The following is a 26,121-nucleotide window of genomic DNA, read 5'->3' on the forward strand; positions in this document are numbered from 1 at the left end:
CCGGCTGGCTGATTACAAGACTGTCGTCCATGTCATGGCCGACGCCCAGAGGCTCGGGGTCACCCAGATGGGCATCGTCGGGCAGGAACAGTTCGTCGATCAGTAAGGGAGTGAAGAAGATCATGACCATGCGTTTTGTGCGGAGCCTGTTGTGTTCCGCGGCTGTTGTCTCTTTTGCCATTCCGGCCGTGCAGGCGGCGGATACACTAAGCCAGCCCGTTGGCGTGGCATTGCAGCAGGCCCAGAGCGCTCTTGCTGCGCATAACTACGCCAAGGCCATGGATGCTGTGAACGAGGCAGATGCGGTCGCGGGTAAAAGCGCATATGAGGACTACACTATTGCGCAAATGCGGGCTGCTGTGGCTTCGCAGGCGGGTAATGTGGCTCAGGCAACCGCCGCGTATGAAAAACTGATCGCCTCCCCCCGTACACCACGTAACCTGAAAAACCAGATGCTGATGTCCGAAGGGAGCATGGCGTATAACGCCAAGGACTACCCTAGGGCTGCTGCGGCTATCCAGCGTTACCTCAAGGAAGCGGGGCCCAACCCGGCAATGGAAACATTGCTGGCACAGTCTTATTATCTGCAAAAAGACTATGCCAATACACTCAGCGTTCTAACGCCAATTGTGTCCAGAACGGTCAAGGCCGGGCAGAAGCCCGTGGAATCGCAGTTGCAGATGCTTGCAGCAAGTGCCACGGCGCTTAAGGATTCCACGACAGCGACACACGCCTATGTTCTGCTGGCAACCTATTACCCCAAAAAGGAATACTGGGCGCTGCTGCTGCACGAACTGGTCGTGAATACAAAAATCCCGGCCTCCCTGCAGTTGGATGTGTACCGTATTCGTCTGGCGGTAGGGGATATTTCCACCGCACGTGATTTTATGGAAATGACCGAAATTGCCATGCAGGGCCATATGCCCCAGCTTGCGCTGGACCTGATGAATCAGGGATACCAGCAGGGTGTGCTGGGCCAAGGTGCAGAAGCGCCCCGGCAGGCACGCCTGAAGGCAATGGTGGAAAAAACTGTTGCTGCCAAAAAGGAATCCATCGAAGCGGATGAAAAAGCCGCCCTTGCCCAGACATCGGGCAATGAACTGCTGAATGTGGGGTATAATTACGTCACGTTCGGGCAGGCCGCCAAAGGGCTGGCACTGATGCAGCAGGCCATAACCAAAGGCGTAACAGACCCCAATATTGCCTGCTTGCACCTTGGCCTTGCCCAGATGCAGGCAGGCAACAAGGCTGAAGCCATACAGACCCTCAAGAGCGTTGCCGGGGATAATGGTGCCTATGACATTGCCCAGCTCTGGGTGCTCCGGCTGGGGCAGGCACCTGCCAAGCACTAAATGCGGGCAAGGTAGAGTTTGTAAAAAAGGCCGCTCAAGAGCGGCCTTTTTTATTGGATCGGGTGTGGTCTGGCTTACCCTGCTTTTGGGGTGCCAGACTGCGCAGCAGGCTGTTGTGCTGTGCGGGGGGGAGTGGAGGTTGCCTGCCAGCCGCCACCCATTGCGCGGTAAATGGTGACAAGGTTCTGGTATTTTGCAACAGCAACCGTAATCTGGGACTGCTGGGCCTGTAGGTAGTAGCGCTGTGAATCCAGTGTGGTCAGGTAGGAATCTGTCCCGGTTTCATAACGCAGTTTTGCCAGACGGTAGGCATCGCCCGAGGCCGAAACCAGACTATCCATCTGCTTTTTTTCGTCCAGATAGGCTTTGCGGGCGGCAAGGGCATCGGCGACTTCGCGGAATGCGCTTTGCACCGTTTTTTCGTAAGCGGCAATTTTGCCGTTACGGGTTGCCTTGGCCACCTTGAGGTTGCCGCTGTTCATGCCCCATGTCCAAAGTGGAATCTGGAGGCTGGGGTTCAGGCCCCATGTGGTGGCTGCCGCCGTAAACAGCTTGTGGAACTGCAAGCTGGAAACACCATCCGTTGCTGTGAGTGTCAGACGGGGGAAGAACGCGGCGCGTGCTGCCCCAATACTGGCCTGAGAGGCTAGAAGGTCATGTTCTGCCGCTGTAATATCGGGTCTGCGGGTCAGCAGGTCCGATGGCAGGCCAGCGGGCAGGTCGGCCAGAATGGACTGTTTGCCCAAAGGCAGGGGGGCTGGCAGGTTTTGCGGGATGGGCGCGCCAATTAGCAGGGTTATCAGGTTTTCGTCCTGTTCCACTTTGCGGCGTGCATCGGTGAGCAGGGTCGCACTTTGCTGTACCTGTGTTTCCAGCTGCCGCACGGTCAGCAGGTTTTCTTCACCGTGGGCGTATTTGTCCTGTGTCAGCTTCAGGCTGTTCTGCTGGCTGGCCAGCGTGCTTGCAGCAAGAGCTTGCGTGTCCCGGTCGCCCAGCCATGTAATATAGGCCATGGCCACCTGCGAGACGACGCTGATAACCATGCCGCGCATGTTTTCCTGCTGGGACAGGGCACGTTCGGCGGCTTCTTTGGTCAGGGAGCGGATACGCCCGAACAGGTCAATCTCGTAGGAGGAAAAACCAATCCCGCCGGAATAGTAGCGGAACGGGTTGCGGGCCATGCCGCCGCCTGTTTTGTCGGTATCCAGCCCTGGTGCAAAGCTCAGCCCTGCCGCATCGGATGGTGCCTGATACATAGGCCCGCCCGTGGCGGAAATGGTGGGGAACAGGCCCGCATGCTGCACGTCATATTCGCCCTGTGCCGTGGCGATATTGGAGGCGGATGTGCGCAGGTCCCGGTTTTCACGCAGGGCAATGGTGATCAGGGCTTGCAGGCGCGGGTCTACAAAAAACTCGCGCCAGCCAATATCGGCTGCCACTTTGGGTAACAGCTTATCCCCGGTCTGGGCATAGTCTGGCCATGTTGTGGCCAGCGGGGGCGTGGGCCGCGTGTATTTGGGGATCATGGTACACGCGGAGAGTGCCTGTGTTGTTGCAACGGCCATGACAACCGCACGGAGCCGCAGGGAGCGACGGAAAAAGGACTGAGGAGCCATATCTTATTCGTTCCCTGTTGCGGTCTGGACGGGGATGGTGGCCTGTTTACGTTCGCTGATGCGTTTGACCTTAAACACACGCAACACCAGAACAAAAAAGACCGGCACAAAGTAAACGGCCAGAAGTGTTGCAGTGGCCATGCCCCCAACCACTGCGGTACCAATGGCCTCGCGGGATGCGGAGCCAGCCCCGGCAGCAAGGGCAAGCGGGAACACACCCACAACAAAGGCGATTGAGGTCATGAGAATGGGGCGCAGGCGTTCGCGCGATGCGGTAATAACCGCGTCCTCCAGAGATTCCCCACGCTCAAAGGCTGCTTTGGCAAACTCCACAATAAGAATGGCGTTTTTAACAGCCAGCCCAACGGTGGTCAGCAGCCCGACCTGAAAATACACGTCATTGTTCATGTCCCGCCACAAGGTGGCGGCAATGGAGCCAAGAATACCCAGAGGAATAACCAGCATGACCGCAAACGGAATGGCCCAGCTTTCGTAAAGTGCTGCAAGGCACAACAGAATAACCAGACTGGCGAGTGCATAGAGCGGTCCGGTGGAGGAGCCGGAGGAAATTTCCTCAAACGAGAGGCCGGTCCATTCGTAGCCTATGCCTTCCGGCAGTTTTTTCAGAATATCCTTGATGGCATCAAGGGAATCACCCGAACTGTAACCGGCTGCGGGCTGGCCCAGAATTTCAAAGGCGTTAAAGCCGTTGTAATCCTCAACCTTTTGCGGGCCGGTCAGCCAGTATCCGCGAATAAAGGTATCCAGTGGAGCCAGCGTGTTGGTGTTGGTGCGGATGTACCATTTGTTCAGGTCCTGCGGCAGCATGCGAGAATCCATGTCGCCTTGAATATAAACCTGTTTTACGCGGTCATTGCGGGTGAACTGGTTAACGTAGATCGACCCCAGCGCCCCTTCGATTGTTGTGTTGATGTCATCAATCGTAATGCCCAGCGCGTTGGCCTTTTCGCGGTCAATATCCAGATGATATTGTGATGCGTCTTCCATACCGTTGGGGCGCACCGCAAGCAGGCGGTGGTCCTTGCTGGCAAGGCCGAGCACCATGTTACGCGCCGCCAGCAGCTTTTGGTGGCCAAGGTGCCCACGGTCTTCCAGTTCAAGGTCAAACCCCGTGGCGTTGCCCAGTTCGAGCACGGCAGGCGGGTTGATGGCAAAGATCTGGGCGCGCGGGTCAAACCAGTAATGCATCATGATCCGCTTTGCGATGGCGGCTGATGTCTGGCTTGCAAGGGGGCGGTTTTTCCAGTCTGTCAGGCGGATAAAGAATGCACCCGAGTTCTGGCCCTGCCCGGCAAAGTTAAACCCGCTGATGGCGTAAACGGATTCCACAAGCCCGCTTTCCGACTTCAGGATATAATCCGTAATTTCGCGGTTGAGCTGTGTGGTCTGCTCCATGGGCGTATTGGGGGGCAGAGTAACCTGCCCGAAAATAAGCCCCTGATCCTCGTCCGGCAAAAAGCCGCTGGGCAGGCGGGTAAACAGATAGCCCGCCAGCGCGCTGATCAGCAGGAAGCAGGTAATGGACAGCGCAGTGGAGGAAATAAGCTTGCGCACCCCCTTGAGGTAACCATTGGTCAGGCGCTCAAAGTTGCGGTTGAACCAGCCGGCAGGGCCGGTTGTTTTAACATGCGTGCCGGGTTTGAGCATGGTGGCGCACAAAGCAGGCGTAAGCACCATGGCCACCAGCACGGACAACCACATGGCAGAGACAATGGTAATGGAAAACTGCCGGTAAATAACCCCGACCGAGCCGGAAAAGGCCGCCATGGGCAAGAACACGGCGGTCAGCACCAGCACAATGCCGATCAGCGCGCCTGAAATTTCGTCCATGGAAACGCGGGCCGCTTCGATGGGGGAGAGTTTTTTCTCCGACATCACGCGTTCCACGTTTTCCACCACCACAATGGCGTCATCCACCAGCAGGCCTACGGCCAGCACCATGGCCAGCATGGTAAGCGTGTTGATGGAAAAACCAAAGATGTTGAGCAGGCCAAAAGTGCCCAGCAGCACAACCGGCACGGCAATAGTGGGGATAAGCGTTGCGCGGAAGTTCTGCAAAAACACCAGCATGACCAGAAAGACCAGTCCGATGGCTTCAAGCAGGGTGATGATCACTTCCTCGATGGAGAGGGTGATGAAGGGTTCCGTATCCAGCGGGTAAACGGTTTTCAGGCCCGGCGGGAAGAACTTTTCCAGTTCGTCAATCTTGGCGCGGACTGCCGCTTCGGTCGAAATCTGGTTGGCGCCGGGGGCGAGCTTGAGCGCCATGCCCGATGCCGGGTGATTGTTGTAGTAAGAGGATGTGTTGTAGGTCTGCGGACCCAGTTCCACCCGCGCCACATCCTTGATGCGGACCTGCGAGCCATCGGGCTGGACCCGGAGCAGGATTTTCTCAAACTCGCCAGCCGATGTCAGGCGGGTCGGGCCAATGATCGTGGCATCCAGACGGATGTCCTTGCGGGCAGGCAGGCCACCGAGCTCACCCGATGAAACCTGAATGTTCTGGGTCTGGATAGCGGTTTCAACATCCCGCACGGTCAGGCCGTAGTTGAACAGCTTGTTGGGGTCCAGCCAGATGCGCATGGCATATTCGGACCCGAAGAGTGTGTGGTCACCAACGCCGGTTACGCGGCTGAGCGGGTCAGAAATGTTGGAGGCCACATAATCGGCAATGTCCGAGCCGGTCATGGAATTGTTGGTGGAAATAAAGGCCAGCACCAGCATGAAGTTCTTGACGGCCTTGGTAATGCTCAGCCCCTGGGCGGTCACTTCCTGTGGCAGTTTGGGCTGGGCAAGCTGGAGCTTGTTCTGCACCTGCACCTGAGCAATGTCGGGGTTGGTGCCCTGCTCAAAGGTGAGGTCAATTTCCATCTGCCCCGAAGCGTAGGACTGGGCAGAGATGTATTCCAGATGATCCAGCCCGAACATCTGCTGGAGTATGGGGCGCACGACCGTATCGTTCACCGTATCGGCGGAGGCGCCGGGGTAGGTTACGGTAATGGCGATCTGGGGCGGGGCAATGCTGGGGTACTGGGCAACAGGCAGCCGCAGGATGGACAAGCCGCCAAACAGCATGATGATCAGGCTGATCACCCACGCAAAAATGGGTCGGTTGATAAAGAACCGCGAAAGCGACATGGATTTACTGCCCTTTTTGTGCAGGCTGTGCCGCAGCACCGGGTGCGGTGTCGGTCTTGGGCTTGCTTTCCTGCACCGAGACCTTGGCTCCGGGGGTTATTTTTTGCGTGCCGCTGACCACCACGCGCTCACCGGCCTTGAGCCCGTCTGTCACCAGCCAGTTGGTGCCTATGGCCATGCCGATCTGGATCTGGCGCAGGGCCACGGTGTTGTCGGGCTGCACAATCCATACCTGTGGGTCGCCGTGGGTGTTGCGGCTGACGGCTTCCTGGGGGACCAGCAGGGCGTTGGGGTCAATCCCCTCGTCAAGCTGGGCGTGGACATACATGCCCGGCAGCAGCAGCTTTTGCGGGTTGGGCATGATCGCACGCACGATAACGGTGGAGGTTGTTGTATCCACGTTCACTTCGGCCAGCGCCATGTGGCCCTTGAACTCGTAAGGTGAGCCGTCTTCGAGTGTCAGAACCACGGGGACCTCGCCATTGGCCTGACGTTTGATACGGCCTTCCGCCAGTTCACGCTTGAGGCGCAAAAGGGTAATGGCGGGCAGGTTAACGTCCACATAAATGGGGTCCAGCCGGGTGATAATGGCTGTGTTGGAGGTCTGCTCGGCAGTAACAAGCGCGCCCACCGTAATCAGTGTGCGGCCGATCCGCCCGGAGATCGGGGCATACATCTTGGTGTAACCAAGGTTGACCTGAGCACTTTCCACCTGCCCCTGAGCGCTCTGTATCTGGCCCTGCGCCTGCTTTTCTGCGGCTACGGCGTCATCATAATCCTGCTGGCTTACGGCGTGCTCACGTACCAGCTTCTTGTAGCGGCGGACCTTGGCCTTGGCTGTGCCATCCAGCGCCATGGCCTGAGCCAGCTGGCCACGGGCGGTGTCGTACACGGCTTTGTAGCGGGCGGGGTCAATCTGGTAGAGCTGCTGGCCAGCGACAACGTCCGAGCCTTCAATAAACAGGCGTTTGAGCACAACGCCCGTGACCTGAGGGCGGACCTGAGCAATTTCAAACGCATCCGTACGGCCGGGCAGGCTGGTATGCACACTTACGGGCTGGGGTTGCATGGTTACAACGCCCACCGCCTGCGGTGGCACCTGCGGTGCGCTCTGCTGGCGTTTACAGCCTTCCAGCGCAAGCAGGGCAACCGTGCAGAGCAGGACCGGACGAAGAGAAAAAGTGTGTGTTGTCACTTTGGTGTGGCCCTGTGTGTTGAAAGGTTTTCCGCACATTTCAGGCTTGGTCAGGCAGTGCAGGAGCCGGGAAATAAGCCATTTCCTGCCCTGATGGGAGCTTGAGCCGCAGGCCGCTTTGTGGAGAAAACAGAGTGGATAAATGAAGGTGAAAAAACAGTACTAAGTGTTACCTTTAACGTGCAAGCTAAAAGTGCAACCCTACCAAGTCAAGAGCAGATCAAACCAAAAACACAAGCTTTATTGCGGGTGTCAGGCTGTGCGGCCGTTGCTTTCGTCCAGCCGTGTGTCCCGATGGACCCATGTTGAAAGCAGAAGCCCAAACCCCAGCATAACATTCAGCATGGCCGATCCACCGTAGGAAACCAGCGGCAGAGGCACCCCCCCAACCGGAATTGCCCCCATGACCATGGAGAGGTTGACCAGACAGTAAAAGAAAAAGTTCATGCTGATGCCAAGCGCAATCAGCCGGCCAAAACGGTTGCGGCAGCGTATGGCCATGATCATGCCGCCCATAATCAGCAGCACCAGCAGGGCAATGACGGTGGCCGCACCGATAAAGCCCCATTCTTCGGCAATCATGGTGAAAATGAAGTCTGTCTGCTTTTCGGGCAGAAAGTTCAGCTGCCCCTGCGAGCCGTGCAGGTAACCCTGCCCCCACATGCCCCCGGACCCAAGGGCAATCTTGGACTGGATAATGTTGTAGCCTGCTCCAAGCGGGTCATTTTCGGGGTGGAGGAAGGTGGTAATGCGCGCCTTCTGGTAGTCATGCAGGTGCCCGTAGGCAAACTGCACAAGGGAGGGCAGTGGCAGAACAAGCAGAATAATCTGCCAGAGCCGCATGCCAGCCGTAAAAAACAGGGATGCGCCAATACCCCCGATAATGACCGCCGTGCCCAGATTGGGTTCCTTGAGCACCAGCCCAACTGGCACCAGCACCATAAAGGCAGGCGGAATAAGCCAGAGCGGGTTGCCCATGCGGGCATAATCCATGCGCGAAAACCATGTGGCCAGCACCGCCACAAGGGCGATCTTGGCAAATTCGGACGGCTGAACCTGAAGCCCCCCGATCATGAGCCAGCGTTCGGCCCCTTTGCCAACATGGCCCATGTGCAGGACCGCCGCCAGCAGCACGAGCGAGAGCGCATACATCCCCCATGATGCCCGCATAAGCAGGCGGGGGGGCAGCATGGCAATGGTCACCATCAGCACAAGGCCCACGGCAAAACGTGCGGCCTGCGGGGCTGCAAACGGGTAAGGCACACCGCCTGCGGCAGAGTAGAGGGTAACGTAGCCAACACCGGCCAGTGCACAGATCAGCAGAACATAAAGCCAGCTTATCCGCCACAGCTTGGCCATCAGGCGGAAGCTGGGTTCGGCCCGTAACAGGCGCTTGTGGAATCGGATGGGGTTATTCAAAGCTGTCATCCACAGCGGCCACGCTTTCTGGCGGGGGTGTGGTGTGGTTGGAAGGGTCGCGCAGGAGTGTGTCGCGCATGATGTTGCGCGCCAATGGTGCGGCGGCGTCTGCCCCTGCGTTGCCGTGCTCAATCACGACCGATACGGCGTAGCGGGGTGCATCATACGGGGCAAAGCAGATGAACAGCGCGTGGGGGCGGTATTCCCACGGCAGGTTGGCGGAGTTGAAGTGCCCGCTCTCACGCAATGCGCGGGAGACGTGGCGCACCTGAGCCGAACCCGTTTTACCCGCCATGGTAATGCCCGGCAGGTCAAGCTGGGCCTTGGGGGCCGTGCCGTGGGGTTCGTTCACCACGGCAAACATGCCTGCCCGCAGGGCTTCCAGATATTTTTCGGGCATGTTCAGGCTGGGCCAGTGCTCGGGGCTGGCCATCGGGCTGATCTCGCCATTAATGGCGCGCATCAGGTGGGGCTGCACGGCCCGGCCGGTGGCCATGCGGGCGGTGTAGGTGGCCAGTTGCAGGGGAGTAACCTGTATGAACCCCTGCCCGATCCCGCTGACAATGGTATCCCCCCCATTCCAGTGGTGGTGGTGGGCCTGACGCCATGCGGGGGTGGGGATGAGGCCCGTGCGGGTATGGGGGAGTTCAATATCCAGCGGTACGCCAAGGCCCATGCGGTGTGCGGTTTCGGCAATACGGTCCATGCCGATCCGGCGGGCAATTTCGTAAAAATAGACGTCGCAGGAGTATTTGAGCGCCAGATGCAGGTCAACCGACCCATGCCCCCAGCGTGACCAGCAGTGGAAGCGCGTGCCCCCTACATCCAGATGACCGGGGCAGAAAACCCGGTCGGTGGGGGAGATCAGCCCCGACTCCAGTGCAGCCATGGCCACAGCGGGTTTGAAGGTGGAACCCGGTGGGTAAACGCCCGCCACCGCCTTGTTAATAAGTGGGGTGTGCTGGTTGTTGGTCCATTCAATCCACTGTGCGTGGCTGACACCGCTATCAAATAGGGATGGATCGAACGAGGGCGTGCTGACCATGGCCAGCACCTCGCCATTATGGCAGTCCAGCACCACGGCGGAGGCGGTCTGGTCCCCTATGTGGTTGAGCACCCTTTGTTGCAGTCCGCGGTCTATGGTCAGGGAGATTTCTTCCCCCGGCACGCCTTCTTCACGGTTCAGCTCGGAAATTACGCGGCCAACGGCGTTAACCTCCATTTCCACCGAACCTGCGGTGCCGCGCAGTTTCTCGTCCTGATTCTGTTCTATGCCCGCGCGGCCAACCCGCATGCCTGGCAGGGCCAGCAGGGTGGAATGTGCCACGTCGTTCTCGTTAGGGGGAGCAACATAGCCGATAATATGGGCCAGCAGCTCCCCTTCTGGGTACACGCGGCGTGTGCCCACATCTATCAGCACACCCGGCAGAGAGGGCGCGTTGAGCTCGATCCGCGCCATTTCATCCCAGGAGAGGAAGTCCCGCAGCATCACAGGCACAAACCGGCGCTGGTGGCGCATCTCGCGCGCAATGCGGTTGCGGTCACGCTCATCAAGCGGGATCAGGGTGGAAAAGCGCTCTATGGTGCCGGCAACATCGGTTGTTTCCTCCGGCATCAGGAGTGCGCGCCAGTTTTCCTTGTTGTTGGCAAGGGCAATGCCGTAGCGGTCCACAATGCGCCCACGCGGTGGGGCCAGCAGGCGCTTGCTTACGCGGTTGTTGGCCGCCATGCGGGCATAGTGGTCACCATCATTGATCTGGATATGGTACAGGCGGCGCGCAAGCTCGCCCATGGCCCCGGCCTGCACCGCCATGCACAGCAGGGCGCGGCGGGTAAATACGCCGCGTGCCGGGTCCTTCTGATCCCGGATCGGCATCAAGCGGCGGTTCTCGCGTTTACGCCGCTTTAGCCACATGGGAGCACCTCCCATGCGGTCATGGCGTGTCCTTCTCGTCCAGAATATGCAGGAACCACGAGAAAGTGGCGGAAAGCAACGGATAGACCCCTATGCAGAGCAAGGCTTCAAAAAAGGCGGGTGCGGGATCAAGCAGATGGAGCCGGAACAGGCAGGCCAGCGCCCACTGCAATGCCGCTGCAGCCGCTCCTACCAGTCCAAACAGGCACCACACCACTAAAAAATTCATCCGCATGAGACCAAAACGGGCATAACTGCCAATGCCATGCACCAGTAATAGAATAAAGGCGCTCACCCCCAGCGGTGTAAACCCCACAAGGTCCATAAAAAGCCCAAGCAGGAACACGGCCAGCGAGGGCATGCCGGAGGGCCGCCACACGGACCAGAAAAAAATCGTGTTGATAACAATGGCCGGGAGCAACTCCGCCGCTCCGGGAACAGTCAGGGGGGCCGAGAAAAAAATAATGACCAGCGCCGTAAAAACGGACGGCAGAAGATGCCGCGCCGTACGGTCGAGTCGCTGACGGGATGTCAGCTGGGTTTCGGTATCATGTTCCCAGCGGGGCTGGTGGGGGTCAGACATGCCGTTATCCCTCCTGCCCCGGACCAAGCAGGGTTTTAAATGGCAGCGTAAGGGCACGGTGCGGGCGGGTTAGCGGCACATGGCCGGGGGCTTCGGGCGGTTCTATCTCGGATTGCCCGAAGTCAAACACGCGCAGCATGGTCAGCCTGTCCAGCCGGGCAAAAGGCTGCACCACGGGCTGGCCGGGGTGCAGGTAATGCACGCTGCCAATGGGAATGCCAGAGGGAAAAGCCCCAGCCTGATCGGAGGTCACAACCCGCTCACCCTCTATGGGGCGGGTATCCTGCGAATAATAGAGCAGGCGGGGCAGGGGGGAGTTGTCTCCCACCATAATGGCCGCGGCATGGCTGGATTCCAGCTCCACTGGCAGGCGGCTGGCAATGTCGGTAATCAGCAGGATGCGTGCGGCATGCGCGCCAACTTCCGTAACCCGCCCGGCCAGTCCGCTGGAGGCCAGTGCTATGTTGCCAACCTGTACGCCACTGGTTGTTCCTGCCACCAGCAGTACGGCGCGGGCGTAAATCCCCCCGCTGTCGGCCACTACCCGGCCGGTTACAAATGCGGGTGTGGGTTCGGGCACCCAGTGCAGTTCGGTTTTGAGGGTATCATTCTCCCGTGCGAGGGAGACGGCAACTTCGTACCAGCGCCGCAGGTTGGCGTTTTCAGCGCTCAGGCGGTGGTTTTCTTCCGCCAGATTACGGGCTTCCTGTATCCCGTGCACAAAGCGTTCGCTGTCGGTCTGGGTGCGTGAGAGCAGGCTCCACAGGGGGGCCAGCACGTCGGCCACACGCATGCGTGCCTTGTCTGCCAAAGGGCGGTCGGCCTGCCCGGCAATAATGATCCCGACAGACATGAGCAGCAGAACTGGCAGAACCAGTTTGCTCAATGCCTGCCTTACCTGAATGGAAACCGGGACCATGGAAAACCGGATGCCCTTATATCTGACGGCATAAAGAACCAGATTCAGCCACGCACCGCAAAGTGGCCGGGGTGGCTGAACCGGGACGTTAGTACATGGTGGTCAGCACATTGCGCAGACGCTTCATTTCTTCCAGTGCACGGCCCGTACCCAGCGCCACGCAGGAAAGGGCGTCTTCTGCCACGGTGACCGGCAGCCCGGTTGCCAGACGCAGCACATCGGCCATGCGGTACAGCAATGCGCCGCCACCGGTCAGGACAATGCCCTTGTCCACAATATCTGCCGCCAGTTCGGGCGGGGTGTTTTCCAGCGCGGTTTTGACCGCATCCACAATCTGGCTGATCGGCTCCATCAGGCTTTCGGCAATCTGGGCCTGAGAGACCTGAACCTCGCGCGGGACACCGTTGATCAGGTCCCGGCCCTTTACGTCCAGCCAGGGGCCGCTGTCTTCCGGGTCATCGGGGGGGAGAGCCGCACCAAGGTTGATTTTAATCCGCTCTGCCGAGCTTTCACCGATCAGCAGGTTATAGGCCCGGCGGATGTAGGAGATAATGGCTTCATCCATTTTATCCCCGCCAACGCGGACCGAGCGGGCATAGACAATGCCGCCAAGGGATATAACGGCCACTTCCGTAGTGCCACCGCCAATATCCACAATCATGCTGCCAGAAGGCTCGGTTACGGGCAGGCCCGCACCAATGGCGGCGGCCATGGGTTCTTCAATCAGGAAGACCCGGCGTGCACCGGCGCTTTCGGCACTTTCCTGAATGGCGCGGCGCTCAACGGCTGTGGAGCCGGAGGGCACGCACACAATAATCTGCGGGCTGGCAAAGGCCCGGCGGTTATGCACCTTGCGAATGAAATGTTTGATCATTTCTTCCGCAACATCAAAGTCGGCAATCACCCCGTCGCGCATGGGGCGGATGGCGGCAATGTTGCCCGGCGTGCGCCCGACCATCTGCTTGGCTTCTTCCCCCACAGCCAGAAGCTGCTTTTTGCCACGTATGTCTGCAATCGCCACGACCGAGGGTTCGTTCAGTACAATGCCACGCCCTTTGACATACACAAGGGTATTGGCAGTACCGAGATCAATGGCCATGTCCGCAGACATAAGACCGAGCAGACGAGAGAACATCCAGGACTCCTGGTTGAGGCGGCACTACGCGACTGTGCGGAAGGGGCAGGCAAACAAAAGGGACCCCAACGGTCGCTTTGGTCAATATATTTGCACGGATTAACGGGGCATAGCGAGGCAGACAAGCCCTCAGTTCATAAACTTCCGCATAATTTTCTTATGCGGCGGGGTATCTGCCTCGTTATATGGGGGCGCGGGCCCCCAATGGGCGCTGCTCAGGCGGTCAGGGCTTCGGGCGCGGTGCGCGCACGTTTGACCAGCAGCTTGTTCAGGGCATGCACGTAAGCGCGCACGGCGGACACAACGGTATCTGCATCCGCACCCTGGCCATCAACCAGCTTGCCGTCTTCTTCCAGCCGGACTGTGGTGCGGGCCTGTGCATCCGTGCCTTCCGTTACCGCACCAACGCTGAACAGCGCCAGACGGGCCTCATGCGGGAAGGCCAGACGCAGCGCGTTAAAGGCGGCGTCCACCGGCCCGTTGCCGCTGGCATTGGTCTGCACGTCCTTGCCATCGACCTGAATGGTCAGGTCCACTTCGGAAGGTTTGCCCGAGGTGGATGTCAGGCTCAGGGCTGCAAAGCGGATATGGTCGTGGTCACGGGCTTCATCATCAACCAGTGCGACAATGTCATCGTCGTAAACGACCTTCTTGCGGTCAGCCAGATCCTTGAAGCGGGAGAACGCTTCGTTCAGGCGGGTGTCATCCATGTCCGCATAGCCCAGCGCCTTGAGCTTGTCGCGGAAGGCGGCACGGCCTGAATGCTTGCCCATAACCAGAGAAGAGCGGCTCCAGCCCACGCTTTCGGGGGTCATGATTTCATAGGTCGCGGCGTTTTTCAGCACCCCGTCCTGATGAATGCCACTTTCATGTGCAAAGGCGTTGCGGCCCACAATGGCCTTGTTGGGCTGCACGTCAAAGCTGGTAATGGTGGCCAGCATGCGGGAGACCTTGAGCAGGTCGGTGGTCTGGATGTTGGTGGTGTAGGGGTACTGGTCGTGGCGTGTGCGCAGTGCCATCACAATTTCTTCCAGTGCGGCGTTCCCTGCGCGTTCCCCAATGCCGTTAATGGTGCATTCCACCTGCCGTGCGCCACCGCGCAGGGAGGCCAGTGTATTGGCAACGCCCAAGCCCAGGTCGTTATGGTTATGGGCAGAAAAAATGACCTGATCCGCACCCGGCACACGTTCGCGCAGCATGGAAAAGATTTTTTCCATGTCTTCGGGGGTCGCGTATCCGACCGTATCGGGCACGTTGATGGTGGTAGCCCCGGCCTTGATCGCGGCTTCCACGCAGCGGCACAGAAAATCCGGGTCGGTGCGGGAACCATCCTCGGCGGACCATTCCACGTCATCTGTCAGGTTGCGTGCGGCGGTGTTGCCGGTGGTAATCAGGTCCAGAACGGTTTCCGGCTCCATGCGCAGTTTGTACTTCATGTGCAGCGGGGAGGTGGAAATAAAGTTGTGGATACGCTTGCGCTCTGCCGGTGCCAGTGCCTCGCCCGCGGCGGCAATATCCTTTGCTCCCCCACTGCGTGCGAGCGCGCAGATAACGGCCCCCTTGGTGTGGCGGGCAATTTCGTTCACGGATTCAAAGTCACCCTTGGAGGCAACGGGAAAACCCGCCTCGATCACATCCACACCCAATGTTGCCAGAGCTTCGGCCATGCGCAGCTTTTCGGCCAGGTTCATGGAAAAACCGGGGGACTGTTCGCCGTCACGCAAGGTGGTGTCAAAAATAATGACACGCTCAGCCGTCATGCGGCCAAAGGATGGGTGATTGAAGCTGGACTGATCAGCAGACATGAAAAATGTTCCTGAATTGACTTTGGTCTGGCGCTGCCAAAGGCTTGTCACGCCTTATGTTTGCCTGTGCTGCACACAGGCGCTCTCACTTGCAAAATCCCCTGGGCGCGGCAGCACATGGCCACCCGGATCGCTCAGGGGCTGATAAGTCGAAGGAGAAGGTCCAGACGAAAAGCCACGCCGCCCTGAGCCGCTGTTACGCGGGTCTTGAGGGAATCGGACATGAACCGGTCGGAGATCATGCCCGGTAGAATACCGTCCTGTTTTGTCAGCGCAACAGGAAAATGACCGGCGTGGGAAATCATTGGGCTCTGCTTCAGCCCTGCGGCCTGCCACGGCGCAGGGTGTGCAGCACATACAGCATGACCCCCAGCAGCACGGCGGCAAAGGTCTGGTGTACGGCCCCGGCCCATACCGGCACAACCAGCAGCAGGGTGGTAACCCCCAGCGCATACTGCACCAGCACGGCCCAGCCGAGCAGAATAATGCCGTTTTGCGCCTGTGGGCCAAGCCCTGCTCCCCGCCGCAGCCCGGCCAGCAGCACTGCGCCAATGCTCAGCGCGGTCAGGGTGGCCAGCAGGCGGTGGTCAAACTGGATGGCGGCCTTGTTGACGATCCAGTTCATCCACAGGGGGGAAAGCTGGGCGTAGTCAGCCGGAACAAGGTGCCCGTCCATGAGCGGGAAGGTGTTGAATAAAAAGCCCGCATGGGTGCCCGCCGTAAAGCCGCCCGCAATAATGGTGATGCACAGCAGTCCGATGCTCAGGCACGCCAGACGCCGGGTGAGTTTGACACCGGGCGTAAAGGGCGTGGGTTCAGGCTGGGGCCAGCGGATGGAAAACGCAGTCCACAGAATGGCCCCATACAGCAGCAGAGCGGCACTCAGATGCAGCACGAGTCGTACCGGCTCAACCGCCGTGCTGTTGGCCCGGAAGCCCGAGGCCACCATAAACCAGCCAATGGCGCCCTGAAGCGCTCCGAGAATGAAAAACACGAACAGGCGCACGGCAAGGCGGCGGGTGATCATGCCCCGGATAACAAACCAGACCAGTGGTGCCAGCAGCACCAGCCCCATAAGGCGGCCCCAGAAGCGGTGAATCCATTCGGCCCAGAATATTTTCTGGAATCCTTCCAGCCCGAACCCTTCATGCTGGAGGTGGTACTGGGGAATGGTCTGGTACAGCGCAAACAGCCGCTCCCACTCCGCGTGGGACAGGGGCGGGATCATGCCGCTCACGGGCTGCCAGTCCATAATGGACAGGCCAGAGCCGGTCAGGCGGGTCACGCCGCCAATGGCGATCATGCCCAGCAACATGAAACACAGAAGGAACAGCCAGCCCGAAATCAGGCGGCGGTGGGCAGGCGTCATGTCTTGCTGGCGCTGGGGCGTGGTGGGCATGGCACTCTTTTGCGCTTGGGTTAAACTTTATGGCTAGGGTTTACAGCCAGCTTGCGGGCCGCGGCAAGAAGATGCTAGCGCCCAAGGGATGGAACCAGCCACTCCTGCACCGGAGCAGCCCGCCAGGGTCGTGTTCAAACCTTTGCTAATGCTGCTTATTCTGGTGGTGGGGGCAATCGGGTTGCGGCATGTGCCTGCCCTGGAGCAGGTGCTGGGCAGTACGGATATGCTGCGCGCGGGCGTGGGCGGCCGGCTGGTGTTTGTGGCGGGGGCAACGGTCTGGTGTGCTTTTGGGCTGCCCCGGCAGGTTGCCGGCTTTGCCGCAGGGCTGACCTACGGTGTGGCCGAAGGGCTTGCCATGATCACCATAGCTTCTACATTAGGGTGTGTGGCCGGTTTTTTATGGGCCCGCTGGGGTGGTCGTTCATGGGCGCAGGCTCGCCTTGGACCACGGTTTGAAAAGCTGGACGCGTTTTTAACCCATAAGCCCTTCCTGAGTATTCTGACATTGCGCCTGCTGCCTGTTGGGTCAGCCCTGCTGCTCAACCTGCTCGGAGGTGTGTCCGGTATGGCTGTATGGCCATTCTTTGCGGCAACCCTGCTGGGTGCGCTGCCCCAGAACGCCGTTGCGGTGCTGCTTGGGGCTGGTGTGCAGGTGGGGGCGGCCTGGCAGTATGGCGCGGGGGCCGGTCTGTTTGCCTTTTCTGCCGTGCTGGGCTGGTGGCTGTGGCGGCACGCCCGTATTGCCCGGGCCAGTGCGCAGGGCTAGGCCCGGAGCGTTGTGTGCAGGCAGGCCACCAGTATCTGCCTGTTGTGAACACGGCCCTGTTCCTCAATAGTTTTTCCATTATGGGATGAATTTTTTGCGGCACTTATCTCATTCGGCACACCCGGAGGGTCGGGTATGACGTCTTCTTCCTCATCCCCTACGGCGCAGGGTACGCCGGGGCCGGCTTTTGCACAGGGCGTGCCGGGCTGGCTGTCCCTCCTGCTTGGGTTCCTGACTGCTGTTGGGCCTATTTCTACCGATATTTATCTGCCCGCCTTCCCGGCCATAGAGCAGAGTTTTCATACCAGTGCGGGCAATGTGCAGTTTACGCTGGCCATCTGGTTTGTGGGGCTTGCCATAGGGCAGTTGAGTGTGGGGCCGCTGGCAGACCGGTATGGCCGGCGCATGCCCCTGCTGGTGGGGAACGTGCTGTATGCGGCGGCGTCTGCCGTTTGTGCTTTTGCACCGGATATTACGCTGTTTTCCGCTGCCCGGTTTGTGGCGTCTATTGGTGCATCGGCCAGTCTGGTTGTGCCCACCGCGTGTGTGCGTGATGTGGTGTCCGACCGGGCGGCAGGGGCACGCATGATGTCCCGCCTGATCATGGTCATGGGGGTGGTGCCTATTCTGGCGCCCATGCTGGGTGGTCTGGTGGTGGAGTTTGTGTCGTGGCGGATTATTTTCTGGGCTTCGGCGGTGTACGGGCTGGTCTGTGTGGGGCTTGTGCTGTGGGTCCTGCCTGAAACACTGCCTTACCAGAAGCGCCAGAGCCTTTCCCCCATGACCCTGCTGACCCGCTACGTGGGCCTGCTGGGGGACAGGGGCTACAGCATTTACGCCCTGATCACGGCGTTTTCGACATTTATGACCTTCAGTTACCTGACCGCAGCGCCGTTTGTTTTTGTGCAGCTTTTCCACTTTTCGCCATTGCATTTTTCCATGCTGTTCGGGGTCATGTCCGTGTTCATGATCGGGGCATCACAGGTGAATGGCCTGCTGGTCGGGCGGGTGGACCCGGCCCGTCTTTTGCATGGTGCTGTGGCCCTGTCGGTTCTGGGCACGGTGCTGATGGTGGGCGTTAGCGTGTGGGGTTGTTGGTACGCGCCTGTGGCGTACCGGCCGTATGAGGTGTGGCTGGTTATTGGGACCATGGTCATAGCCCTTGCACCAACGGGTATTATTTTCCCCAATGCGATGATGATGGCTCTGGCCGACCATCCGGCTCAGGCGGGGGCGGCATCCGCCCTTGCAGGCACGTTGCAGTACGTGCTTGGCGCACTGGCCGGGGTGCTGGTGGGTCAGTTTGCCGCCACATCTTCGTTACCAATGGCTGGCTGTATGGGCTTTGGTGCGCTTATGATGCTGTGTATGCATACATTCCGCCCCGCTTTGCATGATGTTGCCTGATCCTGCATGGGCAGCCATGCCTTGCCCGGTTAAGATCAAGCTGTCATGCCCACGGGGATGGCAGGACACAAATAATGGGGGGCATGCCTGACATGCTACGGCATCCAGCAAGACGGGCTCATATTCTGGCTCTTATCGGGGCTGGTGTGCTGATTGTGACCTTTGGTGGCATTGGCATAGAACTCGGGAACGACATGGCCCGCCATGGCAACCTGGACCGCCAGAGCACGGCCGCAGGTAGTTATTTGCGCGGTGTGCACCACGCCACCAGCAATGCCCGTATCTGCCATTATGCCTTTGAGGCCGAACATAACCCGGCTGATGGCGAATGTTACCTACAGGCCATTACCCAGCTTTCCGATGCCCGAGCAGGGTTTGACGGCTTCCGCTCCGTGCAGCTGCGTGAAGGAAGCGGGCGCAAGGAAGTGCTGGGGGTGGTGGAAAAACAGCTCCAGACCATTAGCGCATGGCCCCGATCGGCCGAGGCCATGCCGCAGGGCGGGGCTGCCCTGCTGGCCACACTGGACCAGAACCTGTCCGTGCTCAGCCGCGCCAGTACGCTTGATCAGGCGGACCGGGTTGCCAATATGCTGCGCAATACAAGCTGGCAGCGCAGGCTGGCTGTTCTGGGTATTCTGACTGGTGTGCTGAGCATGATCTCGGCAGGCTGGGTGCTGGACCGCTCCTCTCTTGCTGCCGCACGGGCCGAGGCATCCTCGCGTGATCTGGCGTTGCGGCTGCGCGCCACGCTGGACAGTCTGAGCCTTGGCGTTGCGGTGTTTGGTGCGGATGGGCGGCTATGGCACTGGAACGAGCAACTGGCCACGGTGCTTGGTCTGGGCAAGGATTTTTTGCGCACGGGCCTGTCCTACAATGCCCTGAGCGGCATGCTGGTCGTGGATGGCGTGCCCCTGCTGGAACCGTTTGAACATATTGAGAGCAGCCTGTCCAAAGGGGAGCTGGCACCGCCGGTTGTGGTGGAATGCAAGGGCGGCAATGGTGCGGATCTGGAACTGTGCCGCACGCTGTTCTTTGCCCCCGATGGTGCAGCCGAACGGCGCGGGTTTGTGCTGACTGCGGCAGATATTACCATGCGCCTGCGCAGTGAGCGCGCTCTGGGCGAGGCACAGAAGCTGCGTGCCCTTGGCCAGTTGACCGCAGGCATTGCCCACGACTTTAAAAACCTGCTCACAGTTATTCTGGGTAATCTGGAGCTCGCGGCGGAATATGATCAGCCGGATCAGGTGGAGCAGCGGCAGGAATACCTGTCCGCGGCCACACATGCCGGGCATCGTTCCGAAGCGCTGACCGGGCAGCTCCTCTCCTTCATGCGCAGGCAGCGTGGGGCACCGGATTCGTTGCGGCTATCGGACCTGTTCTCCTTTCTGGGTGGGTTGCTTGGGCGTGTCATCGGCCCGCGCATTGTGGTGGAGTGCGGTGTTGTGGCCGATGTGTGGCCTGTCCGCGCAGACCCCGCCCAGCTGGAAAGTGCCGTGCTTAATCTGGCCATCAATGCGCGGGATGCCATGCCTTCTGGCGGGCGGCTGCGCATTACGGCGCGGAATGTCACGTTCTCGGTCAATGCTGACCTGATGGGCCTGCCGGTGGAGGAAGGGCGCAGTATCCGTGTTGTTTCCGATGCCTCCCCCCTGCCTGCGGGGGACTGGGTCCGGCTGGATGTGGTGGATAGCGGTTTTGGCATGACGCGGGAGGTCATGGACCGCCTGTTCGAACCGTTCTTTACCACCAAGCGCGAGGGAGCGGGTACCGGCCTTGGCATGGCCATGGTTCTGGCTTTTTCCCAGCAGGTGAATGGCCGGGTTGTTGTGGCAACGGGGCGTGGCAGCGGGACCGAGGTTTCGTTGTGGCTGCCACGCGCCATAACGGCCAGTGCCGGGGCGGAGGCCACGTCAGCCGAGGCCGTGCCCGCTTTGGCCAGACCCGCCAGCCCGACCCCGCAGGCGCAGGCACGCAGCCTGCAGGTGCTTGTGGTGGAGGATGATGCTGCCATACGCGATATTGTCGTGACCATTCTGAGCATGGCAGGCCACAAGGTGCTGGAGGCGGGGGACGGCGAACAGGCGTTTGATACAGCCGCCGGGGTGGAAGGTACGCTTGACCTGCTGGTGACCGATATTCAGCTCCCCGGCCCGCTTGACGGGGTTACCCTCTCGCGCGTGCTGGTGGAGCGCTACCCTGCTCTGGCCGTGGTGTATATGTCGGGCGACCTGACAGCCGATTCCCCCCCGCCGGAGGGGAGCGTGCCCAATGTGCGCCTACTGGCCAAACCTTTCCGCCGCGATGGGCTGATGGAAGCTGTAACCGCGGCACTGGGTGCGCGCGCGGGGGTCTGACCAGCCGGATATTTCCTTGCGGAACGCTCCCGTGCGGGATAGAGCGGGGCCGGTTGCCTCAGAACTGTTCGCCGGCGGTGCTTGACCTATGGGAATAAGGCAGGATGGAAAACGCGCTTCCACAACGCTGGGCGCATGGATGAAGGATTGTCAAATACCATGACGGGACGTCAGGATATCGACCTTAAGGATTACATCCGTCACATTCCCGATTTTCCCAAGCCGGGTATTTTGTTCTACGATATTTCAACCCTGATGCGGAACCCCGACGCATGGCAGATTGCCATGGGCCGCCTGACGCGCCAGATTGCTCCCTTGCAGCCCGACCTGCTGGCCGCAGTGGAATCCCGCGGGTTCCTGACCGCCGCCCCGATTGCCGACCGCATGGGCTGCGGCATGCTCATGCTGCGTAAAAGCGGCAAACTGCCGGGCAAGACAATCTCGCACACCTATGAGCTGGAATATGGCTCCGACACGCTTGAAATTCAGGCTGATGCCGTCAAGCCCGGTCAGCGCGTTGTGGTCATGGATGACCTGCTGGCAACCGGTGGCACGCTCGCTGCCTCCATCGACCTGCTGCGTAAAGCCGGGGCCGAGGTTGTTGGCGCATCCGTGCTGGTTGAACTGACAGGCCTTGGCGGCCGCGACAAGCTGGACACGACTGTAACAAGCCTGCTGTCCTACGAAGACTAAAAGCGGACGACGTTTTTTTGTATGCCATGTCCTGTGCGTAACGCTGGGTGCAGGACAGGGCATACGAGGTGTGAATACGCTTTTGGGCTTCTTTGGGGTAAGAAGAAGCAGATGGCAGTCTCTCTGATCAGTCCTGACCGGCAGAACGCGGCATGAAGGCTGCGGCGTTTTCATTTGGCCAGTTCTGTCAGGCCTTCAAAACCATTGTCCGGCAGGCGCTCGAGGGGGGAGGCCCCCCGCGTGACCTGAGCAGGCTGCGCTGGCTGTTTGCCCCTAACCTGCTGTCTTTCGGGTATGCGCTCCGGACCACCATATCGTCCCTTATAGCTCTTGGCATTGCCCTGTGGTGGGAGTTGGGGAGCCCGCAATGGGCCGCCCTGACCGTGTGGATGGTGGCACAGGGCACGCGCGGCAAGTCCATTGCCAAGGCGCGGTGGCATATGTTTGGCATGGTGGTGGGCACATTGTGTGCGCTTATCCTTGTCGGGAGCATGCCGCAGTCCCCGCTGCTCTATATTTTCTGGCTTGCGGTGGGTATTGGCGGGTTCTGCTTTGTGGGCACCCTGCTGCCCGGCCCTGCCAGCATGACCAATTACCGTATTCATGGCATGCGGGCCTCGGGTTTTACCTACGCCATTATCGCGCTTGATGGGGCAGCTGCCCCGGACCAGATTTTCCATATCGCCATGGCGCGCGCCACGTATATTACACTGGGCATTGTGGTGGAAACCACCATATCCTCCCTGTTCCAGTACCGGCTTGGCCTGCGGGCCAGAAACAGACTTGCCACCAATTTTGTGCAGGCACTTGATGGTGCCGTGCCAGCACTTGTGCGCCTGCTTGGGGGGGACCGCCGCGCGGTTGCCAATTCCCCCGACGTGTTCACCACCATTGTTGGCCTGAGCGATCAGGTCGAGTTTGCGGAAGTGGAAATGGGCGAGCACCAGCACGAGGGCGACCATGCCCGTGCTGCCCTTGCCGCCATAGCCGTGCTTATGTCCCGTGGGCTGGACCTTGGTGCCCTGCTCTCCATGCCTGAAAGTCAGGGTAAGGAGTATTTGCAGGTTGCACAGCAGGTGGCCGGGTTTTTAAAGACCATTCCCCAGCGCCTGACGGATGAGTCGCCTGTGGCCCCGGTCCTGCGGGATCTGACCGCTCTGCGCGCCACCTGTACCCAGCTTGCGGCGACCTGCCTTGAGCAGGAGATGATAGCGGCCACCAACCCGCCTATTGATGTGGCACAGGAGAGTAGCCTCTCGCGCGAGGGGCAGCTGCTCCACAAGCTGGGTGCCATTCTGGATGAGTTGCAACAGGCCATTGAACAGTTCGAGATGAGCCGCAACCCGACGCCGCATGACCACTTCAGGTACCCCATGCGCAGTTACCGGGATTGGCGCATGGCCTTTACCAACAGCCTGCGGGCCTCGGTCACTATTTTTGCTTCGGGGCTGATCTGGATTACAACGGGCTGGACCGACGGGCTGACATTCATGATGTTTGTCTCCATTGTCTGTGCCCTGTTCTCCACGCTGGAGCAGCCTGCACTGGCCACGCAGGCGTTTTTGCACGGCACGATTTTTGTTGTGGGCATGAGCGGGCTGCTTGATCTGTGGGTCATCGCCCAGCCAACAATCTACGAAACACTGGCCCTGTGTCTGGCCGTGCCCATGCTGGTGGGGGGGCTGGCCTTTGCGTGGCCCCCGCTCATACTGGCGGCAGTTGCGTATAACCTGTTCCTGCCCATTCTTATCGGCCCGATGAATCAGGGCCGGATGGACGAAATCCTGTTTTTCAACACCGCGCTGCCGCTGTTTCTGGCCATGGTTTTTTCCATGTGGATGTACCGGCTCTTCCTGCCGTTTGACCCGGATGGCCTGCGGTGGGATCTGCGCGTGAGTATTCTGCGCCGCCTGCGCAGGCTGGCCCAGCACCGTGCCGCCCCCCCCATGACCGAAGTGATCGGCCGCGGGGTGGATGGCTTTGTCCGGCTGGCATCCATGACAACAGATGATGGCAACACCTACGTGCGTGACCGGTATGTAAGCGGTGTGCTCTCGGGCATGACCATAGAGCTTAACCTTTTGCGCCTGCGCGTTATTCTGGGGCGCAATATTCTGCCAGCTGATGCCCGGCACGCCACACAGGCCATGATGAACCGCATGCAGCAGTTTTCTGGCCGGTATGGTGGGCAGTATGGCCGCACAGCACGGGCAGCGGCTCTGGCGGTGGAATACCTCTCGCGCATGGAGCAGGCCGAAACCAACCTGTCCGTGCGCGAGGAAATGCTGCGTGTGCTGGCCAGCCTGCATGTGATTGCAACGGAACTTAAAGAAAATCAGGCGTTCTTTGACGCATCCTCCCCTTATCTGGACAAGGCGTTTACCTGAACGCAAGGTAGGCCAGTTACGGCGGAGCCGGTCATAAGGGAGAAACATCATGCCAGATGCAGGAGTTGCATGGGATAACGCGCGGGCCAGAACCCTGCTGCGCTCCATGTTTGATGCCGCCGTAGCCAGTGCAGACCCGTTTGTGGTGCTGGCCAAACACCTGCCCCCCAAACCCAAAGGGCGCTGTATTGTGGTGGGGGCTGGCAAGGCCTCGGCGGCAATGGCCGCAGCCCTGGAAGCCGCCTGGCCCGATGTGCCGCTTGAGGGTGTGGTGGTCACGCGTGACGGGCATGCCGCCCCGACCCGGCATGTGCGTATTCTGGAAGCCTCCCACCCTGTCCCCGATGCCCGGAGCGAGGCAGCCGCCCGCGCCATTATGCATGCCGTAACGGGGCTTGGGCCGGATGATCTGGTGATTGCCCTTGTATCGGGCGGGGGGTCGTCCCTTCTGGCGTTGCCCGCGCCGGGGCTGACGCTGGAAGATAAGCGCCTTGTCGGGCGGCAACTGCTGCATTCTGGCGCGACCATTACGGAAATGAACACCGTGCGGCGCTACCTGTCCGCCATCAAAGGGGGGCGGCTGGCACAGGCTGCCAGCCCTGCACAGGTGCTGACACTGGTGATCAGTGACGTGCCGGGGGATGATCCATCGGTGATTGCCAGCGGGCCAACCGTGCCGCCATCAGGCACGGCGGCGGATGCGCTGCGGATTGTGGAGCGGTATGGGCTGGACCTTTCCCCCACTGTGCGGGGGGTGCTGGAGCAGGCTGTGGCAAACCAGCAGGACCATAAACCTGTAGCGGACCCGCGCAACCGTGTAGTGCTGATTGCCACTCCGCTTATGGCGCTTATGGCCGCAGCAGATGTTGCGCGGCAGCAGGGCGTGACCCCGCTTATGCTGGGTGATGCACTGGAGGGGGAAAGTCAGGTTGCCGGTATTCTGCTGGGTGGCATGGCACGTTCCGTGCATGCGCATGGTCTGCCCGTTCCCTCGCCTGCGGTGTTGTTAAGCGGGGGGGAAACAACCGTGACCATCCGCGCGGGGGAAGGGACTGGCAAAGGCGGGCGGAATACGGAGTTCCTGCTCTCCTGCGCGCATTTTCTGGGTGGGGAGAGTGGTATCTGGGGGCTGGCAGGCGATAGTGATGGCATAGACGGCACGGAAGATGCCGCCGGTGCCATTTTTGCCCCCGATACACTAGCCCGTGCAGCGCAGGCGGGCTGCATGCCTGAGCCATTCCTGCGGAACCATGACAGCTACAGTTTTTTCAAGGCGGTGGATGATCTGCTCATGACCGGGCCAACGCTGACCAATGTCAATGATATCCGCCTGCTCCTGATTACCTGAAAAATCCGGGCTTAGTCCTGCAATGCGCGGGCGACCTCGCGGCGCAGGGCGGGAAGAACGGTTGCCCCGAATGCAGGTGTGCGCCGCTCCCACGCCCCTGTGCGCCATGATGGATGGGGGAGGGGGAAGTAGGTAGGCAAAAACTCTTCAAACCGCATAACCCGGTCAAACACCCCGCCTTTGCCCAGCACATAATTCTGCGCATAGGAGCCTACCAGCAGGGTCAGCCGGATATTGGGCAGATGTTCCAGAATGCGTTTGCGCCATAAAGGCGCACATTCCGGCCTTGGGGGGCGGTCTCCCCCTTTTGGCAGCACGCCGGGGTAGCATAGCCCCATGGGTACAATGGCGACTTTTTCCGTATCGTAAAAAAGGCTGCGGTCCATGCCCAGCCACGCCCGCAGGCGATCGCCCGAGGCATCGTTAAAGGGGATTCCCGTTTCATGGACCTTGGTGCCGGGAGCCTGCCCCGCAATCAGCAACCGTGCGCGGGGGGAGATATGGAGCACCGGGCGTGGCCCAAGTGGCAGGGCATGGGCACAGGCCGAGCAGGCGCGGACCTGCTTGAGCAGTGCGTGTAACTGGTGGTCCGTTTCTGTGTGCGCCAGAATCTGGGCTCCTGCTGGTTCCGGGGTGGGGTATCCCTTTGTCCCGGAATGGGTGGGT

General features: G+C 60.1%; 19 protein-coding genes and 1 pseudogene. 8 read left to right on the forward strand and 12 right to left on the reverse strand.

The window, feature by feature from the left end; all coding sequences use genetic code 11:
* Nucleotides 1-106, forward strand: a pseudogene (locus tag GOB83_RS09335) (biopolymer transporter ExbD); the annotation flags it as partial.
* 16 nt (nucleotides 107-122) lie between these two features.
* A complete protein-coding gene (locus GOB83_RS09340) occupies nucleotides 123-1,352 on the forward strand; it encodes a tetratricopeptide repeat protein (RefSeq protein WP_165925877.1) in 1,230 nt (409 codons plus the stop codon).
* Nucleotides 1,353-1,426: 74 nt separating this feature from the next.
* Here GOB83_RS09340 and GOB83_RS09345 read toward each other — a convergent pair whose 3' ends face one another.
* The 11 genes from GOB83_RS09345 to GOB83_RS09395 form a co-directional block, all read right to left on the reverse strand.
* Complete coding sequence (locus tag GOB83_RS09345) at nucleotides 1,427-2,917, reverse strand: efflux transporter outer membrane subunit (RefSeq protein WP_242005814.1); 1,491 nt, start codon at nucleotides 2,915-2,917, stop codon at nucleotides 1,427-1,429.
* Between the two features lie 54 nt (nucleotides 2,918-2,971).
* Nucleotides 2,972-6,127, reverse strand: coding sequence for an efflux RND transporter permease subunit (locus GOB83_RS09350; protein ID WP_165925879.1), 3,156 nt, complete (start codon nucleotides 6,125-6,127; stop codon nucleotides 2,972-2,974).
* A gap of 4 nt (nucleotides 6,128-6,131) precedes the next feature.
* Nucleotides 6,132-7,322, reverse strand: coding sequence for an efflux RND transporter periplasmic adaptor subunit (locus GOB83_RS09355; RefSeq protein WP_233129175.1), 1,191 nt, complete (start codon nucleotides 7,320-7,322; stop codon nucleotides 6,132-6,134).
* Between the two features lie 252 nt (nucleotides 7,323-7,574).
* Nucleotides 7,575-8,729, reverse strand: a complete 1,155-nt coding sequence (rodA, locus tag GOB83_RS09360) for a rod shape-determining protein RodA (protein WP_086646976.1) — start codon at nucleotides 8,727-8,729, stop codon at nucleotides 7,575-7,577.
* Between the two features lie 4 nt (nucleotides 8,730-8,733).
* Nucleotides 8,734-10,656 (reverse strand): penicillin-binding protein 2, encoded by a 1,923-nt coding sequence (gene mrdA / locus GOB83_RS09365; protein WP_086646977.1) that lies wholly within the window; start codon nucleotides 10,654-10,656, stop codon nucleotides 8,734-8,736.
* A 19-nt stretch (nucleotides 10,657-10,675) separates the two neighbouring features.
* Nucleotides 10,676-11,239: a rod shape-determining protein MreD gene (locus tag GOB83_RS09370; RefSeq protein ID WP_086646971.1), complete on the reverse strand. Its 564-nt coding sequence runs from the start codon at nucleotides 11,237-11,239 to the stop codon at nucleotides 10,676-10,678.
* 4 nt (nucleotides 11,240-11,243) lie between these two features.
* Nucleotides 11,244-12,158 carry a rod shape-determining protein MreC gene (gene mreC / locus GOB83_RS09375; protein ID WP_086646970.1) on the reverse strand — a complete coding sequence of 305 codons (915 nt, stop codon included), beginning with the start codon at nucleotides 12,156-12,158 and terminating at the stop codon, nucleotides 11,244-11,246.
* Between the two features lie 88 nt (nucleotides 12,159-12,246).
* On the reverse strand, nucleotides 12,247-13,293 hold the full coding sequence (locus tag GOB83_RS09380; RefSeq protein ID WP_095350065.1) for a rod shape-determining protein: 1,047 nt from the start codon (nucleotides 13,291-13,293) through the stop codon (nucleotides 12,247-12,249).
* Between the two features lie 215 nt (nucleotides 13,294-13,508).
* Complete coding sequence (locus GOB83_RS09385) at nucleotides 13,509-15,098, reverse strand: 2-isopropylmalate synthase (protein ID WP_165925880.1); 1,590 nt, start codon at nucleotides 15,096-15,098, stop codon at nucleotides 13,509-13,511.
* Between the two features lie 134 nt (nucleotides 15,099-15,232).
* Nucleotides 15,233-15,403 carry a hypothetical protein gene (locus GOB83_RS09390; protein ID WP_158093057.1) on the reverse strand — a complete coding sequence of 57 codons (171 nt, stop codon included), beginning with the start codon at nucleotides 15,401-15,403 and terminating at the stop codon, nucleotides 15,233-15,235.
* A gap of 11 nt (nucleotides 15,404-15,414) precedes the next feature.
* On the reverse strand, nucleotides 15,415-16,467 hold the full coding sequence (locus GOB83_RS09395; protein WP_194301368.1) for a COX15/CtaA family protein: 1,053 nt from the start codon (nucleotides 16,465-16,467) through the stop codon (nucleotides 15,415-15,417).
* A 118-nt stretch (nucleotides 16,468-16,585) separates the two neighbouring features.
* Between GOB83_RS09395 and GOB83_RS09400 the strand changes: the two genes are divergently transcribed.
* From GOB83_RS09400 to GOB83_RS09425, 6 genes are all read left to right on the forward strand, one after another.
* A complete protein-coding gene (locus tag GOB83_RS09400; protein WP_242005809.1) occupies nucleotides 16,586-17,266 on the forward strand; it encodes a TVP38/TMEM64 family protein in 681 nt (226 codons plus the stop codon).
* Nucleotides 17,267-17,401: 135 nt separating this feature from the next.
* Nucleotides 17,402-18,673, forward strand: coding sequence for a multidrug effflux MFS transporter (locus tag GOB83_RS09405; protein ID WP_165925882.1), 1,272 nt, complete (start codon nucleotides 17,402-17,404; stop codon nucleotides 18,671-18,673).
* Between the two features lie 92 nt (nucleotides 18,674-18,765).
* The gene (locus GOB83_RS09410; RefSeq protein WP_165925928.1) at nucleotides 18,766-21,027 is read left to right on the forward strand and encodes an ATP-binding protein; all 2,262 of its coding nucleotides are present in this window, start codon (nucleotides 18,766-18,768) and stop codon (nucleotides 21,025-21,027) included.
* A gap of 159 nt (nucleotides 21,028-21,186) precedes the next feature.
* Nucleotides 21,187-21,720: an adenine phosphoribosyltransferase gene (locus GOB83_RS09415; protein ID WP_086646965.1), complete on the forward strand. Its 534-nt coding sequence runs from the start codon at nucleotides 21,187-21,189 to the stop codon at nucleotides 21,718-21,720.
* Nucleotides 21,721-21,872: 152 nt separating this feature from the next.
* Nucleotides 21,873-24,107, forward strand: coding sequence for an FUSC family protein (locus GOB83_RS09420; RefSeq protein ID WP_086646964.1), 2,235 nt, complete (start codon nucleotides 21,873-21,875; stop codon nucleotides 24,105-24,107).
* A gap of 49 nt (nucleotides 24,108-24,156) precedes the next feature.
* Entirely contained in the window at nucleotides 24,157-25,455 is a 1,299-nt protein-coding gene (locus tag GOB83_RS09425; RefSeq protein WP_165925883.1) for a glycerate kinase type-2 family protein, read from the forward strand.
* Nucleotides 25,456-25,466: 11 nt separating this feature from the next.
* On the opposite strand, the gene GOB83_RS09430 is transcribed toward GOB83_RS09425, so the two are convergent.
* Nucleotides 25,467-26,063 carry a uracil-DNA glycosylase family protein gene (locus GOB83_RS09430; RefSeq protein WP_165925929.1) on the reverse strand — a complete coding sequence of 199 codons (597 nt, stop codon included), beginning with the start codon at nucleotides 26,061-26,063 and terminating at the stop codon, nucleotides 25,467-25,469.
* Nucleotides 26,064-26,121: the final 58 nt, after the last annotated feature.

It is taken from the genome of Acetobacter fabarum (assembly GCF_011516925.1).
GTDB classification, from domain to species: domain Bacteria; phylum Pseudomonadota; class Alphaproteobacteria; order Acetobacterales; family Acetobacteraceae; genus Acetobacter; species Acetobacter fabarum.